Genomic DNA, 14,530 nt, shown 5'->3' on the forward strand with positions numbered 1-14,530 from the left:
GGCGAGGATTGCGAGATCCGTTATTCCTTCGCCGCGCTCTCCCGCGCCTGTCCCTCCTGCGCGAGCCGCCCGATGGCTCCGGCGACGAGGTCCGGCCCGGCGCGGAGGGTGCCGAGTTCCACCGCCGACATGACGAGCATCACGGCGGCGAGGTTCGGCAGGGGCGATCCGTCCGGCGCGAACAGGTGCAGGTCGTCGCCGGGCTTCACACCGACGCTGCCCGCGATCCGCGCGGCATAGGCAGCGATGCGCACCTCGTCGCCGGCGCAGATCGGGGCCGGCAGGCGCAGATCGAGCAACGGGAGACCGGCGGCGATGGCCGGGAGCAGGGCCGATTCCGCCACCATCCTGTCAGCGCTCGGCACCCGCCCGCCCGACAGCAGCGCGGAGGGGTCCGCGACAGGGCGCGGGGCGGGCGTCGCCCTGGCTCCGATCCCGGAGGCGATGTCGGCCACCGGACGGGGCGCGGCGATCCGGGCGCGGGGGCGACCGCCGAGGCGCGCGAGGGGCGACCAGGGCTGGACCCGCAGGCCCCCCGCCGGCGCGCGCCGCGCCGCCGCGACGCGGGGGGCGCCGCCCGGCCGGTGGCGGGCGAGGAAGCGGGCGCGCAGGGTCTTGCCAAGCCCGCGCGGCGCCAGCGCCGCCGAGACGGCGGGCGTCGCGACGGCGGTTCGGCCCGCGCTCGGGGCGGCGATGCGGCATTCGGAGGGCGCCCAGCGGCGCACGATGGCGAGCGCGCTGCGCCGGTCGTAGTCGCGGTAATAGCGGCGCAGGAGCCGCGCGGCGGCGTCCGCCCCGTCGGCCAGGGTGGCGAAGGCCGTGTGCCCCTCCCCGTCCGCGCCGATCTCGCCGGGCCAGCGGGCGGACTTGATGCACCAGCCGTTGTTGAGCCGCACGCAGCGGGCGACGTAGGGCGGATCCTTGCTGAGGCTCGCCGTGAGGGCCAGCGCCCGGGGCCGCAGGGACTCGGCCGTCTGCGCGTGCCAGTTCGACACCGCCCGCGTGGCCGGGTCGAAGCGCGGCGCCTCGGCCGGAGCCGGACTCGCCGGCAGCAGGAGGGGCCGCGACGGCAGGGCGGCGTGCAGGCTCCCCCACAGGCTCGCGGTGGCGAGGAGGAGGCTCAGCAGCACGGGCCGCCCATCGGCCCCCCCTTGGCACCCCTCATGGGTTCAGCACCTTGAGGGCCGCCTCGTGCAGCCGGGGATCGCCCGCCGCGACCACCCTGCCCCCCTTGGCGGCGGAACCGCCGTCCCAGGCGGTGACGCGCCCGCCCGCCCCCTCGATGATCGGGATCAGCGCGCAGATGTCGTAGGGCTTCAGCCCGGCCTCGACCACGAGGTCGACCTGCCCCGCCGCCACCATGCAATAGGCGTAGCAATCGGCGCCGTAGCGGGAGAGGCGCACCCGGCCCTCCAGGGAACGGAAGCGCTCCGCCTCCTCGCCATCCGCGAACAGGCGCGGGTCGGTGGTGGCCATCAGCGCCTGGGCGAGGTCGGCGCAGCGGCGGGTGCGCAGGGTGCGCTCCCCGGCCGGGCCGCGCAGGCGCGCCGTGCGCCCGTCCCCGGTGAAGATCTCGTTCAGGTAGGGCTGGTGCATCAGGCCACGCACCGGCACCCCGTGGCGGGTGAGGCCGATCAGCGTGCCCCAGGTCGGCAGGCCGGCAATGAAGGCGCGGGTGCCGTCGATGGGATCGAGCACCCAGACGCATTCCGCATCCTCCCGCTCGGTGCCGAACTCCTCGCCGAGGATGCCGTGGCCGGGAAAGGCCTTGCCGATCATCGCCCGCAAGACGACCTCCGCCGCCCGGTCGGCCTCCGTGACCGGATCGAACGGCGCGCCGCCCCGCGCCTTGTCCTCCAGGGCGAATTGCGCCCGGAAGAACGGCAGGATCGCCTTGCCCGAGGCGTGGGCGAGGTCTTCCATGAACCGGCCGAGTTCGACGACGCTCATGCGGTGACTGCTCCGACGGGCCGGCTTTCCGCCGACGGTCAGACGAAGGCTGGCGAGGGGGGTCGGCGTCAAGCCCCAACTTCCACGGCGCCCTGCCCCACGACTCCGGGGGCCGGAGCCGCCGGGACGGGAGCGTCCTGCCGGGACCGTGCGACGGGCACCGCGTCGGCCTCCGCAGCCTCGAGCACCGCCTCCACCGCCTCGTGCAGGGAGCCGGCGGTGATGTCGGCGTCGAGGGTGAAGATCGGGCGCCGCTCCTCCTGCCCGGCGAGCCACAGCCCGGCGAGGACCGGTACGGCGGGCATGTGCCGCCGCAGCCGGGCGATGAGCCGGTTCAGGTGCTGCGGCTCGCCGCCATGGGCGATGGAGACGACGCAGGCGATCCGCGCCGGCCCCGGATCGAGCCGGGCGAGGCGGGCCGAGGCGGTCTCGGCGAAGGGCAACGTTCGTGCGCCGATCCCGCGCTTGGCGAGGATCTGCGCCAGGATCGCCACGGCGGCGGCATCCAGGAACCCCCGGCCGGAGATGCACAGCACCGCGCCCTCGCGCGTCCAGGCCTCCGGCAATGCGCTCGGGATCGAATGGGCGGGAAGCGGGCTGCAGGCGCCCTGCGCCTCGCACGCATCGGCCGCCTCCTTGTCCTTGCGGGCGCCCTCGACGGGGCCGTCCGCGCGGTCGGCGAGGTCGTCGATGAGTTCGGCCAACGTGCTCCGCATGGCGCTCTTCTGCGCGGGGGTGAGGACGCCGCGCGCCGCGTCGCGGGCGGCGAGTTCGAGCGCCTTCAGCACCACATCCTCGTAGTACGAGGAGAGCGAGCAATGCTGCAGGATCAGCTCGGCATGGCCCAGCACCTCCTCGGAATCGCCCGCGAGGATGCGCTGGTAGAAGTTCTGCACGGGTGTCAGCGCGGGCCTGTCGCCGAACAGCACGTCGAGGAATTCGAGATGCTCGGCGTGGCGCCCGAGCACCACGAGGCAGACGGTGAGCGGCGTCGAGAGCAGCAGCCCGACCGGCCCCCACAGCCACGTCCAGAACAGCGCCGAGACCAGCACGGCGGTGGGCGAGAGGCCGGTCGACTGGCCGTAGAGCATCGGCTCGATCACCTGCCCGGTGATCGGTTCGAGGATCAGGAACAGGATCGCGGTGGCGATGGTCATGTTCCAGCCGGGCTCGATCGCGGCGGCCAGCAGCATCGGCAGCAGGGCCGAGAGGAAGGCACCGAGATAGGGCACGAAGCGCATCAGCGCCGAGACGATCCCGCACAGGACCGGATTCGGCACGCCGATCAGGTAGAGCCCAACGCCGATCACCACGCCGAAGGCGGTGTTGAGGGCGAGCTGGGCCACGAAGTAGCGCGAGAGCCGCTTGGCGGCGTCGTCCATCGCCACCGTGGTGCGATGGAGGTCGCGCGAGCCCGCCAGCCGGATCAGCCGGTCGCGCAGGTCCTCGCGCTGCATCAGCACGAAGAGCAGCACCACGAAGACGATGCCGGTGGTGGCCAGCGGCTGCATCACCGGCGACAGCAGCGTGCTCGCCGTCTCCAGCGGGCTCGGCGGGGTCGCCGTCATCTCCACCAGCATCGGCTTGCGCTCGGGCTGGGGCGGCCCCTCCGAGGAGGGCGGCGAGGGCTTCGGTTTCGGCGGCGCCTCGGCGGCGTTGCCGGCGTTGTGGATCGCCCGCCCGATATTGGCGACGTAATCGGTGATCCGGCCGGCGGGGCTGCTGCGCAGGCTGTCGAGCTTGTGCTCGATCGTGGCGCGGTAGCGCGGCACGTCGCCCGCGAGATCGGCGACCTGGATGCCGATCAGCGTCCCGAGCGCCCCGACAATCCCCAGCGTCATCAGGACGGTGAGTCCCACGGCGACGAGGCGCGGCAGGCGCCAGCGGCGCAGGTAATTCACCAGCGGCCCGAGGACGAAGGACAGCAAAAGCGCGATGGCGATCGGGATGAAGATCTCGCGGCCGAAATACAGCCCGGCCACGAGGATGGCCCCGATCACCAGCGGCGAGGCGAGCGCCGCCTTGGGCCGCTCGGCGGCGGCGACGCGCGTTGGGCGGGGCCGGATCGACGCAGCGTCCACGCCGACTCCCCCGGTGCTCCTGTTGACCATCGACGACCCGCGAGCCCCCACGACGCCACACGAGGCGCCGACCGGGGCCGGGGCGCCTCTCGCACGGGGAACGGGCCGGGAGGGAAAAACGATCCCGCCCGGATGAAGCTCAGCCGTCAGGCGCGGCTCACGCCCCCTGCACCCCCGCCCTGGCGACGTCGCCCGCGTCCTTCAGGTCGGGCAGGGAGCGGCAGAGGGCGAGCACGCGGTTCGCCTGCGTGGCGGGGAGGATGCCGTCCGCGAGATCCTTGAACTTCGCGTCGAGCTGGGCGTCGGTCATCGGCTTCTCGACGCTGCCGATGGCGTGGTCGATGTGGCGGTGGATCGTGCGGCCGTCGTTCAGCGTCACGGTCATGTCCACCTGCGCCGGGTCGACGCCGGGCGTGACCACCGGGTTCACCTTGCCGCGCAGCGCCACGACGCGGGGGTCGTTCACCGCCCGGTCGCTGAACTGCTTCTCGCCGCCCGCGCCCTCCACGAAGGCCACCGCCACCGCGTGGTAGATGCTGAACTTGCCCTCCAGGCCCGTCTTCGGCGCGGTCTTGCCCGTGAGCTCCAGCACCAGCGGATGGACCTTGAGATCCACCGACTTGATGTCCTCCGGCTTCACGTGGTCCTCGTCGCGGATCTGGATTGCCGCGTCGATGGCCGGATGCATGACGATGCCGCAGGCGAAGGGCTTGTAGGTGTTGAGCGCGCTCTCGTAGCGGCTCCCGAGCCCGTCGGTGATCTGCGACCAGTCCTGCTTGGTGGAGATGGTCTGCGCCCAGCCCCGGCGGACCTCGATCATCTTCTCGGACGAGGTGAAGCCCTTCGCGGCCAGGATCGCGGCGAACAGGCCGTTGGCGGCGGCGCGCCCGGGGTTGAAGCTCTTGTTCATGGAGCCGAACGACTCGCGCAGGCCCACCGGCTGCGAGGCGGCGAGGCCGAGCGCATAGATCGTCTGCTCCTCGCTCAGCCCCATCAGCTTCGATGCGGCGGCGGCGGCGCCGAACGGCCCGCAGGTGCCGGTGATGTGCCAGCCGGCATCGTAATGGTTCGGATAGACCATGTTGCCGATGCGGCACTCGACCTCGATGCCCACCACCAGCGCGTCGAGGAAATCCTTGCCGGAGACGGGCTTCATCTCGGCATAGGCCAGGATCGCCGAGGCGACCGGCCCGGCCGGATGGATGATCGTCTTCAGGTGGGTGTCGTCGAAGTCGAAGATGTGGCTCGACACGCCGTTGAGGAAGGCGGCGTTCATGATGTCGAACCGCTCGGTACGGCCGAACAGGCTGGCCTGCGGCGGCCCGGAGAAGGGCTGCAGCGCCGAGACCGCGATGTCGAGGGTCTCGTGGTGCGAGCCGCCGATGGCGACGCCCACCCAGTTCACGAAGCTGCGCACGCCCTCCCGGCGGACGTTCTCCGGCAGGCCATCATAGGTGGAGCCGCGGATGAACTCCGCGAGAATCTTCGTCACGGGCGGAGGTGGCGGGGCCTTGACCGCCGGGGCGGGGGTCTCAGCCGCCTGCGCCGCGTTCAGGGCCGGCGCGCCCAATGCGAGGCCGGCGGCGCCGAGGAGCGAGCGGCGGTTCATACCCATCAGATTGTCCTCCCGCGCGGGCCGTCTCGGGCCCGTCGTGGTCGACGTTATACCCGCCGCGTGCGCTCAGACCAGAACGGGCAAGGCGGCCTGTTCGCCCACCCCGAACACGCGGCGGTAGCGGGCGACCTCGTCGGCGGGACCCTGCGCCTTGGTCGGGTTGTCGGAGAGCTTCACCGTGGGGTGGCCGTTCGCGTCGATGACCTTGCAGACGACGGAGATCGGATCGAGCCGCCCGTCCGGCATCAGGCCCCGGAAATCGTTGGTGAGCAGGGTGCCCCAGCCGTAGCCGATGCGCATCCGCCCGTGGAAGCGGGCATGGATGCGCTCGATCTCGGCGATGTCGAGCCCGTCGGAGAAGATCGCGAGCTTGTCGCGGGGGTCGCGCCCGTGCTCCTGCCAGAAGCGGATCGCCTCCTCCCCGCCCTCGATGGGATCCTTGGAATCAATGCGGATGCCGGTCCAGTCCGCCACCCAATCGGGGGCGTTGGCGAGGAAGCCGGTGGTGCCGTAGGTGTCGGGCAGGACGATGCGGAGGTTGCCCGCGTAATCCTCCTGCCAGTCGGCGAGCACCGCGTAGGGCGCCGCCGCCAGCGCGGCGTCGTCGGTGGCCAGCGCGGCGTAGACCATCGGCAATTCGTGGGCGTTGGTGCCCACCGGCTCGACCTCGCGCTTGGCGGCGATGAGGCAGTTCGAGGTGCCGAGGAAGCGCGGCTCGCCCAAGCCCTCGGCCATGGCCTGCACGCACCAATCCTGCCACAGGAAACCGTGGCGCCGCCGCGTGCCGAAATCGGCGATGGAGAGGTCGGGCAGGCGCTGAAGCCGCTCGATCTTCTCCCAGACCCGCGTCATCGCGCGGGCATAGAGCACCTGAAGGGCGAGCTTGCCCATGCCGCGCAGCACCGCCCGCGCCCGCAACTCATTGAGGATGGCGAGCGCCGGCACCTCCCACATCGTGGTCTCGACCCAGGGGCCGTGGAAGGTCAGTTCGTATTGCCCGTCGCGGGTGGCGAGCTCGTAATCCGGCAGGCGGAAGTTCTCGAACCACGCCACGAAGTCGGGCTCGAGGATGCGGCCCTGGCCCCGGAACACGTTGCCCCGCAGCCACGTCACCTCGCCCTTCGAGAGGCGCAGGGAGCGGGCATGGTCGAGCTGCTCCCGCAGCAGTCCCTCATCGACCTCGTCGGCGATGCGGACCCGGGCGGTGCGGTTGGCGATGCCGAAGGTCGTCTCCACCTGCGGGTGCCGGCGCAGGATCGTCTGCGCCATCAGCAGCTTGTAGAAATCCGTATCCAGCAGCGACCGCACGATCGGATCGATGCGGAAGCTGTGGTCGTACACCCGCTTCGCCAGATCGAGCATTTTTTCGGGACTTCGGGTCGCGCCGGGGGAGAGGGAGGGCGCATGGATTCGGGCGTGGCGTCAACCGAGCCGGGCCGGGGTCACCCCTCTTTTCCAGCGCCAACCCGTCATTGCGAGCGAAAGCGAAGCAATCCAGGGAGGCGCCGACGCCTGGGACGTCCCGCTGCCCTGGATTGCTTCGCTGCGCTCGCAATGACGGTGGAGGGTGTGACGACGGGCGGCGGCCGTGCCCGGCCTGCCGCCCTCTCTGACGTTCAGCAGTCTTACGACAGCCCGACCTTCTTGGTCTCGGTCTTCGGGCTCTCGCCGGTGAGGGCGGCCTTCACGGTGCCGTAGAGGTGCAGCATCGTGGCGTTCGGGCTGTCCCAGTACTCGCCCTTCTCGGGGCAGACGCGGATCAGGGCGACCTCGGGGTCGTCCTTGCCGTTGGGAAACCACGTCTTCAGGCTGGGATTCCACTTCTCGTCGATGAGCGCCTGATCGCGCACCACCTCGGCCTTGCCGGCGACCGACACGTAGTTCTGGCTCGACGGGTCCGAGTAGGCGAGGTTCACCTGGTTGTCGCGGCTGATCTCGGCCGTCTTCGGCGAGTGGAGCTTGGTGAAGAACCACAGGTCGCCGTTCTGGTCGATGTCGTTGTTCCACATCGGGCGGCTGTTCAGCGTGCCGTCGGTATCGACGGTGGTCATCATCGCGACCTTCACGTCCTTGATGAGTTCGAACAGCTTCTCGGCGCCCTCGTGGTCGCGATGGTTCTGGTGCACGGCGTGACTCCTGCCTCGGCGAGGGCCAGCCTGAGGGGGCCGGCCCGGATTCGCGTCTTCAACGGGCGAGGCTCCGGTTGGTTCAGGCCGCGCGCCAGGGTGGTGTTTCGCTCGGGCGCGTATAGATGGAGACAAACGAGTTCCGGAGCCCCTGACCTTGGCCATCACCCGCGACGACGTGCTGCGCGCCCTGCAATCGGTGACGATCGACGCCGCCGGCACCACCCTGCCCGGCTCCGGCCGCCTCTCCCAGGTCGTGGTCGATCCGACCAACCGGGTCATGTTCTCGATCCTCGTGGACGCCTCCGAGGCCGAGAAGTTCGAGCCGGTGCGGCGTCAGGCGGAGGGCCGCGTCCTGCAGATGCCGGGCGTCTCCGGCGTGTTCGCGAGCCTCACCTCCGAGCGCGACGCGAGCCATCCGGCCCAGAGCAGCGCCGCCCCGCGCCCGGTGAGCCCGCCCCCCGTCGCCCCGCCCCGGCCCGGCGCCCCGCCGCAGCAAGGGCCGAAACTGCCGGGCGTGCGCCACATCGTGGCGGTGGCCTCCGGCAAGGGCGGCGTCGGCAAGTCCACCACCGCCTGCAACCTCGCCCTCGCCCTCCAGGCGCAGGGGCTGAAGGTCGGCCTGCTCGATGCCGACATCTACGGCCCCTCGGTGCCGAAGCTGTTCGGCCTCACCGGCAAGCCCACCGTGGTCGACAACAAGGCGATGGAGCCGATGGTCGGCTACGGCCTGAAGGTGATGTCGATCGGCTTCCTGATCGAGCCCGAGGCGGCGATGATCTGGCGCGGCCCGATGGTCCAGTCGGCGATCACGCAGATGCTGCGCGACGTGCTCTGGGGCGAACTCGACGTGCTCCTCGTGGACATGCCCCCCGGCACGGGCGACGCGCAGCTCACCATGGCGCAGGCGACGCCCCTCTCGGGCGCGGTGATCGTCTCGACCCCTCAGGACCTCGCACTCATCGACGCCCGGCGCGGGGTGACGATGTTCAAGAAGGTCGCGGTGCCGATCCTCGGCATCGTCGAGAACATGGCGACCTTCGTCTGCCCGAATTGCGGCCATGCCTCGCACATCTTCGGCCATGGCGGCGCGCGCAACGAGGCGCAGCGCCTGGGCGTGCCGTTCCTCGGCGAGGTGCCCCTGAACATGACGATCCGCGAGACCTCGGATGCCGGCCGTCCGGTGGTGGCGACCGATCCCGAGGGGCCGCAGGCCAAGGTCTACCGCGAGATCGCCGCTTCGCTCTGGGCGAACCTCTCCGGCGCGGGCCCCGCCCGCACGGCGCCGAAGATCGTCTTCGAGTAGCTGGAACGGAGATGATCAGGCGCGCGCCTTCCCCTCTCCCCGCCTGCGGGGAGAGGCCCGCCGACACCCTGTCGTGTCGGCGGGAAGCGGAGGCGAAGCCGAAGCGATGGTGAGGGGGCTCGCAGGATGAGGCTTCTCCGCCAAGCCCCCCTCACCCCCGGCTGCCGCCTTGCCGCGCCGACGACGGGGTCGTCGCGGCCCTCTCCCCGCAGGCGGGGAGAGGGGATGCGCGATGGGGCCTGCCGGTGGCGCTGATCCTCGGCCTGATCCTCGCAGGCGGCCTCGGGCGGCGGATGGGCGGGGTCGACAAGACCCTGCTGCCCCTCGGGGGACGGCCCCTCCTGGCGCGGATCGCGGAGCGCGTGGTGCCGCAATGCCCCGCCGGGCTGGCGCTCAGCGCCAACGGCGATCCGGCGCGGTTCGCGGGCGTGTTCGATGGGCCGGTCCTGCCCGATCCCGTGCCGGGCGCCGTGGGGCCGCTGGCGGGCATCCTGGCCGGGCTGGAACACGGCGCGGGCCTGCCCGGCGTGACGCATGTGCTGAGCGTGCCGGGCGATGCCCCGTTCCTGCCGGAGGATCTCGTCGCGCGGCTCGCCGCCTCCCTCGGTGCGGGCGCCATCGCGGTGGCGGCCTCGGGCGGGCGGGAGCATTACACGGCGGCGCTCTGGCCCGTCGCCCTGCGGGACGACCTGCGGGCATGGCTCGCGTCCGGCGAGCGCCGGGTCGGCGGCTTCATCGCCCGCCACGGGAGTGCGGTGGTGGAATGGCCGGTGGAGCCGGTCGATCCGTTCCTCAACCTCAACGCCCCGGAGGATGTGTCCCGGGCGGAGGATTGGCTCAGGGCCTGAAGGGTCCCTCCCCCCGCCGGGCGGGGGGAGGAGCCGGTCCCTTACGCGGCCGCGCCCACGGTGGCCTTCACGATCTTGTCCGGCGAGCGCGGCGGCTCGCCCTTGTTGATCGTGTCGACCACGTCCATGCCTTCCACGACCTTGCCCCACACGGTGTACTGCTTGTCGAGGAAGCGGGCGTCCTCGAAGCAGATGAAGAACTGCGAGTTCGCCGAGTGTGGGAAGTTCGTGCGGGCCATCGAGCAGGTGCCGCGCACATGCGGCTCGGCGTTGAACTCGGCCTTCAGGTCGGGGAGGTCGGAGCCGCCCGAGCCGGTGCCGGTCGGGTCGCCGGTCTGGGCCATGAAGCCGTCGATGACGCGGTGGAACAGCACGCCGTCGTAGAAGCCCTGGGAGGCCAGCGCCTTGATCCGCTCGACATGGTTCGGCGCGAGGTCGGGGCGCAGCCCGATGACGACGCGGCCCTTGGTGGTCTCGAGGACGATGGTTTCGTTGTCCGCCATGATCGGTTCTCCGTTGGTCGGGTGGGGGATGGGGTCGCCGGCCGGTCAGGCCGGGGGATGATAGACGAAGCGCAGGGCCAGCGGGCGGCCGGCGATGGCCCGGCCGAGGCCGGGCGTGAGACGCGCCGGGGTGCAGCGCCCGAGGGCCGCGAGGGTGGCGCGGGTGAGCGTGGTGCGGTCCCCGCCCGAGACGCCCGCCGCGTAGGTGATGCGCGGGGTGCCGATCACGCTGCCGTCGCGCCGAAGCGAGAACCGGGCCGTTACCTGCACGTCTGGCCCCTGCGGGGTGGCGGTGAAATGGGGCGGGCTCCAGCAGGCGGCGAGCGCCGGGAAGAGCTGCCGCAGCGTGTCCGCCGCGCCCGGCGGCCTGCCGGCCAGCGGCACGGCGATCGTGGCTGCCAGGGTCTCCGGCAGGGCCAGGGAATAGCCGCCGCCGGGCTCGTAGACGTAACCGGAATAGAAGTGGCCCCCGTCATAGGCGCGCGCCGGCAGCGCCGCGCCGAGGACGAGGGCGCCCCAGAGGACGGGCCGGACGGCCCGCCTCACTGAGCCTTCCCGGCCAGGGTCATGCGCACGATCTTGTCGGGATCCTGCACCGCGCCGCCGGGGGCGCCGGGGGCCGCCTTCTTGATCTTGTCGAGGACGTCGAGCCCGTCCGTGACGTTGCCGACGATCGTGTACTGGCCGTTCAGGAACGGCGCGTCGCCGAGGCAGATGAAGAACTGCGAGTTGGCCGAGTTCGGGTTGCCCGAGCGGGCCATGCCCACCGTGCCGCGCTTGAACTGGGCGGTCTGCGAGAACTCGGCCGGGATGTCGGGCAGGTCCGAGCCGCCGGTGCCGTTGCCCTTCGGATCGCCGGTCTGGGCCATGAAGCCGTCGATCACCCGGTGGAACTTCAGCCCGTCGTAGAAGCCGCGCGAGACCAGCGTCTTGATCTGCTTCACGTGCTTGGGCGCGAGGTCGGGGCGCAGCTCGATGGTGATGCGGCCGTCCTTGGTCTGCAGGTAGACGGTGTTCGAATCGGCGGCGAAGGCCGGCGCGGTGAGCCCGACGGAGAGGGCGAGCGCGAGGAGCGTGCGGCGTTTCATGGCTCTCTGGGATCCTTCTGGTCGTGTGGGTCAGGCCGGCGCGAAGCGCGCCTTGAGCCGGGCGGCGACCTCGGCGGGCACGAAGGGCGAGACGTCGCCCCCCATGCCGGCGATCTGCCGCACAAGGGTCGCGGTGATCGGCCGCGCGCTGGTCGAGGCCGGGAGGAACACGGTCTGGACCTCCGGCGCCATGGCGCCGTTCATGCCGGCGAGCTGCATCTCGTAATCGAGATCGGTCCCGTCGCGCAGGCCCCGGATGAACACCGTGGCGCCGCAGCGCCGGGCCGCCGAGACGGCGAGGTCGTCGAAGGTCACGACGTCGAGGGTCGCCCCCTCGGCGCTCGCCACGGGCGCGCAGGTGAGGCGCAGCAGCTCGGACCGCTCCTCGGCGGAGAAGAGCGGCGCCTTGCCGGGATGCACGCCGATGGCGATCACGAGCCGGTCCACCAGGCGGCAGGCCTGGCGCACGACGTCGAGATGGCCGTTCGTGACCGGATCGAACGAGCCGGCATAGAGGGCTATACGGGTCATCGCCGGTTGCCCTAGCCTGTTTTGGAGCAGGACGGAACCTATCGAGACAAGTTGCCCCTCTCCCCGCATGCGGGGAGAGGGCTGCGGCGACCTCGTCGTCGCCGCGGCGAGGCGGCAGCCGGGGGTGAGGGGGCGTGCCGGGCGAGCCCCATTCGTGAAACCCCCTCACCATCGCCCTTCGGGCTCGCCTCGCCCCCGGCAAGGGGGGCTCGGCCCTCTCCCCGCAGGCGGGGAGAGGGGAATGCCGATACCCCTACGGAACCGGGCTCTCCTCGTGGTGCGAATCGAGCACCGTGTCGCTGGTCGGGACAGTCTCGGCCACCGCGTCGGCGCGGCGGCGGTCCGGGCTGGTGGCTTCCTCCACGAAGCTCGCCACGGCCTCGGCCAGCGGCAGGGTCCGGGTCTGCTGGCTGCCGAGCCGGCGGATCGAGACCGTGCCCTCCTCCGCCTCGCGCTTGCCCAGCGCCAGCAGCACCGGCACCTTCGCCAGGGAATGCTCGCGGACCTTGTAGTTGATCTTTTCGTTGCGCAGGTCCGCCTCCACGCGCAGGCCCGCCTTCTCCAGCGCCCGCACGACCTTGGCGGCGTAGGCGTCGGCCTCGCCGGTGATGGTGGCGACCACCACCTGCACCGGGGCGAGCCAGAGCGGGAAATGCCCGGCGAAATGCTCGATCAGGATGCCGGTGAATCGCTCCATCGAGCCGCAGATCGCCCGGTGGACCATGACCGGCGGCTTCTTCTGCCCGTCCGCATCGACGTAGAACGCGCCGAACCGCTCGGGCAGGTTGAAGTCCACCTGCGTCGTCCCGCATTGCCAGTCGCGGCCGATGGCGTCGCGCAGGACGTACTCGAATTTCGGCCCGTAGAAGGCGCCCTCTCCGGGGTTGATGGCGGTCTTGATCCGCCCGCCCGACTGCTCCTCGATCTGCGCCAGCACCCGCGTCATCACGCTCTCGGCGTGATCCCACAGGGCGTCCGAGCCGACGCGCTTCTCCGGCCGGGTCGAGAGCTTCACGACGATCTCGCCGAAGCCGAAATCGGCATAGGTCGAGAGGATCAGGTCGTTGATCTTCAGGCACTCGTCGGCGAGCTGGTCCTCGGTGCAGAAGATGTGCGCGTCGTCCTGGGTGAAGCCGCGCACCCGCATCAACCCGTGCATGGCGCCCGACGGCTCGTAGCGGTGCACCACGCCGAATTCCGCCATTCGCAGAGGCAGATCGCGATAGCTCTTCAAGCCGTGCTTGAAGATCTGCACGTGGCCCGGGCAGTTCATCGGCTTGAGGGCGAACCAGCGCTTGTCCTCGGCCTCCTCGCCCGCCGATTGCGCGGCGAACATGTTCTCGCGGTACCAGCCCCAGTGGCCGGAGGTCTCCCACAGGGCCTTGTCGAGGATCTGCGGGGCGTTCACCTCGGCGTAGTCGCCCCGCAGGCGGCGGCGCATGTAGGCGATCAGCTCCTGGAAGATCGTCCAGCCCTTGGCGTGCCAGAACACGACGCCCGGCCCCTCCTCCTGGAAGTGGAACAGGTCCATCTCCCGGCCGAGCCGGCGGTGGTCGCGGCGCTCGGCCTCCTCCAGGCGGTGGATGTAGGCGTCGAGGTCTTCCTTCGTGGCCCAGGCGGTGCCGTAGATGCGGGTCAGCATCGGGTTGTTGGAATCACCCCGCCAATAGGCGCCCGCGACCTTCATCAGCTTGAAGGCGGTGCCGACCTTGCCGGTCGAGGTCATGTGCGGCCCGCGGCAGAGGTCGAACCACTCGCCCTGGCGGTAGATCTTCAGATCCTCCCCCGGCGGGATGGCATCGACCAATTCGACCTTGAAGCCTTCCTTCTTCTCCGCGAACAGGTTGCGCACGTCCTCGCGCTTCCAGACCTCCCGGGTGAAGGGCGCGTCCTTCGCGATGATCTCGCGCATCCGCGCCTCGATCTTCGGAAAGTCCTCCGGCGTGAACGGGGCCTCGCGGTGGAAGTCGTAATAGAAGCCGTTCTCGATGACCGGGCCGATGGTCACCTGCGTCTCCGGCCAGAGCGACTGCACCGCCTCGGCGAGCACGTGGGCGCAATCGTGCCGGATCAGTTCCAGGGCGCGGGGGTCGGCGCGGTCGAGGAACTCGATCCGGGCGTCCCGGTCGATCTCGTCATCGAGGTCGCGGACGGTGCCGTCGAGGGCCATGGCCACGGTGCGCTTGGCGAGCGACTTCGCGATGCCCTCGACCACGCTGCGGCCGGTGGTGCCGGCGGCGACCTCTCGTGTGTTGCCATCGGGAAAGGTCAGGACGGGCATGGTCTGTCTCCTGGCTCACTCCTGCGAACGGGGCAGGTAAGCGGGTGGTCGGGTATCGCGACGAGGCCGGCCGTTTAGACCGTTTCGTGGCGGGAGGGAATGCAGAAGGGGCGCCACCCCCTCTTTCCGCCCACCCGCCAACCTCATCCTGAGGTGCGGCGAAGCCGCCTCGAAGGAGGGCTCCAGAGATCGCGGAGCCTT

Annotated in this window: 13 protein-coding genes; 2 read left to right on the top strand and 11 right to left on the bottom strand. The window is 71.1% G+C overall.

Features of this window, described 5'->3' with window-relative positions; all coding sequences use genetic code 11:
* Window positions 1–20 precede the first annotated feature (20 nt).
* The 6 genes from ACS5Q7_RS12110 to ACS5Q7_RS12135 all read right to left on the bottom strand — a co-directional run bounded on the left by ACS5Q7_RS12110 (window position 21) and on the right by ACS5Q7_RS12135 (window position 7,772).
* Complete coding sequence (locus ACS5Q7_RS12110) at window positions 21–1,130, bottom strand: hypothetical protein (protein ID WP_478339558.1); 1,110 nt, start codon at window positions 1,128–1,130, stop codon at window positions 21–23.
* 31 nt (window positions 1,131–1,161) lie between these two features.
* A complete protein-coding gene (gene hisN, locus ACS5Q7_RS12115; RefSeq protein ID WP_478339559.1) occupies window positions 1,162–1,950 on the bottom strand; it encodes a histidinol-phosphatase in 789 nt (262 codons plus the stop codon).
* Window positions 1,951–2,018: 68 nt separating this feature from the next.
* Entirely contained in the window at window positions 2,019–4,061 is a 2,043-nt protein-coding gene (locus ACS5Q7_RS12120) for an AI-2E family transporter (RefSeq protein ID WP_478339560.1), read from the bottom strand.
* Between the two features lie 127 nt (window positions 4,062–4,188).
* A complete protein-coding gene (locus tag ACS5Q7_RS12125) occupies window positions 4,189–5,646 on the bottom strand; it encodes an MmgE/PrpD family protein (protein ID WP_478339561.1) in 1,458 nt (485 codons plus the stop codon).
* 66 nt (window positions 5,647–5,712) lie between these two features.
* On the bottom strand, window positions 5,713–7,008 hold the full coding sequence (locus ACS5Q7_RS12130; protein ID WP_478339562.1) for a nicotinate phosphoribosyltransferase: 1,296 nt from the start codon (window positions 7,006–7,008) through the stop codon (window positions 5,713–5,715).
* Between the two features lie 263 nt (window positions 7,009–7,271).
* Entirely contained in the window at window positions 7,272–7,772 is a 501-nt protein-coding gene (locus ACS5Q7_RS12135) for a pyridoxamine 5'-phosphate oxidase family protein (protein WP_478339563.1), read from the bottom strand.
* Window positions 7,773–7,929: 157 nt separating this feature from the next.
* On the opposite strand from ACS5Q7_RS12135, the gene apbC reads away from it, so the two are divergent.
* Together apbC and mobA are read left to right on the top strand one after the other, a co-directional pair.
* The gene (gene apbC, locus ACS5Q7_RS12140; protein ID WP_478339564.1) at window positions 7,930–9,078 is read left to right on the top strand and encodes an iron-sulfur cluster carrier protein ApbC; all 1,149 of its coding nucleotides are present in this window, start codon (window positions 7,930–7,932) and stop codon (window positions 9,076–9,078) included.
* Between the two features lie 239 nt (window positions 9,079–9,317).
* Window positions 9,318–9,926 (top strand): molybdenum cofactor guanylyltransferase MobA, encoded by a 609-nt coding sequence (gene mobA, locus ACS5Q7_RS12145; RefSeq protein ID WP_478339754.1) that lies wholly within the window; start codon window positions 9,318–9,320, stop codon window positions 9,924–9,926.
* A gap of 41 nt (window positions 9,927–9,967) precedes the next feature.
* Here the strand turns inward: mobA and ACS5Q7_RS12150 are convergent, their stop codons facing one another.
* The 5 genes from ACS5Q7_RS12150 to thrS all read right to left on the bottom strand — a co-directional run bounded on the left by ACS5Q7_RS12150 (window position 9,968) and on the right by thrS (window position 14,329).
* Window positions 9,968–10,429, bottom strand: coding sequence for a peptidylprolyl isomerase (locus ACS5Q7_RS12150; protein WP_342165504.1), 462 nt, complete (start codon window positions 10,427–10,429; stop codon window positions 9,968–9,970).
* A gap of 45 nt (window positions 10,430–10,474) precedes the next feature.
* Window positions 10,475–10,975, bottom strand: a complete 501-nt coding sequence (locus ACS5Q7_RS12155) for a hypothetical protein (protein WP_478339565.1) — start codon at window positions 10,973–10,975, stop codon at window positions 10,475–10,477.
* Window positions 10,972–11,517: a peptidylprolyl isomerase gene (locus ACS5Q7_RS12160; RefSeq protein WP_478339566.1), complete on the bottom strand. Its 546-nt coding sequence runs from the start codon at window positions 11,515–11,517 to the stop codon at window positions 10,972–10,974. Before ACS5Q7_RS12160 ends, ACS5Q7_RS12155 begins: the two co-directional genes overlap by 4 nt.
* Window positions 11,518–11,547: 30 nt before the next feature.
* Window positions 11,548–12,048 (bottom strand): pantetheine-phosphate adenylyltransferase, encoded by a 501-nt coding sequence (gene coaD, locus ACS5Q7_RS12165; protein ID WP_478339567.1) that lies wholly within the window; start codon window positions 12,046–12,048, stop codon window positions 11,548–11,550.
* Between the two features lie 253 nt (window positions 12,049–12,301).
* Window positions 12,302–14,329 carry a threonine--tRNA ligase gene (gene thrS, locus ACS5Q7_RS12170; RefSeq protein WP_478339568.1) on the bottom strand — a complete coding sequence of 676 codons (2,028 nt, stop codon included), beginning with the start codon at window positions 14,327–14,329 and terminating at the stop codon, window positions 12,302–12,304.
* Between the last annotated feature and the right edge of the window lie 201 nt (window positions 14,330–14,530).

Source organism: Methylobacterium sp. Gmos3 (assembly GCF_056430985.1).

Excerpts from the sequence above, each read along its gene's own strand:
- hisN (WP_478339559.1), bottom strand. The coding sequence starts at position 1,950 with ATGAGCGTCGTCGAACTCGGCCGGTTCATGGAAGACCTCGCCCACGCC.
- ACS5Q7_RS12120 (WP_478339560.1), bottom strand. The coding sequence starts at position 4,061 with ATGGTCAACAGGAGCACCGGGGGAGTCGGCGTGGACGCTGCGTCGATC.
- ACS5Q7_RS12125 (WP_478339561.1), bottom strand. The coding sequence starts at position 5,646 with ATGGGTATGAACCGCCGCTCGCTCCTCGGCGCCGCCGGCCTCGCATTG.
- ACS5Q7_RS12130 (WP_478339562.1), bottom strand. The coding sequence starts at position 7,008 with ATGCTCGATCTGGCGAAGCGGGTGTACGACCACAGCTTCCGCATCGAT.
- ACS5Q7_RS12150 (WP_342165504.1), bottom strand. The coding sequence starts at position 10,429 with ATGGCGGACAACGAAACCATCGTCCTCGAGACCACCAAGGGCCGCGTC.
- ACS5Q7_RS12160 (WP_478339566.1), bottom strand. The coding sequence starts at position 11,517 with ATGAAACGCCGCACGCTCCTCGCGCTCGCCCTCTCCGTCGGGCTCACC.
- coaD (WP_478339567.1), bottom strand. The coding sequence starts at position 12,048 with ATGACCCGTATAGCCCTCTATGCCGGCTCGTTCGATCCGGTCACGAAC.
- thrS (WP_478339568.1), bottom strand. The coding sequence starts at position 14,329 with ATGCCCGTCCTGACCTTTCCCGATGGCAACACACGAGAGGTCGCCGCC.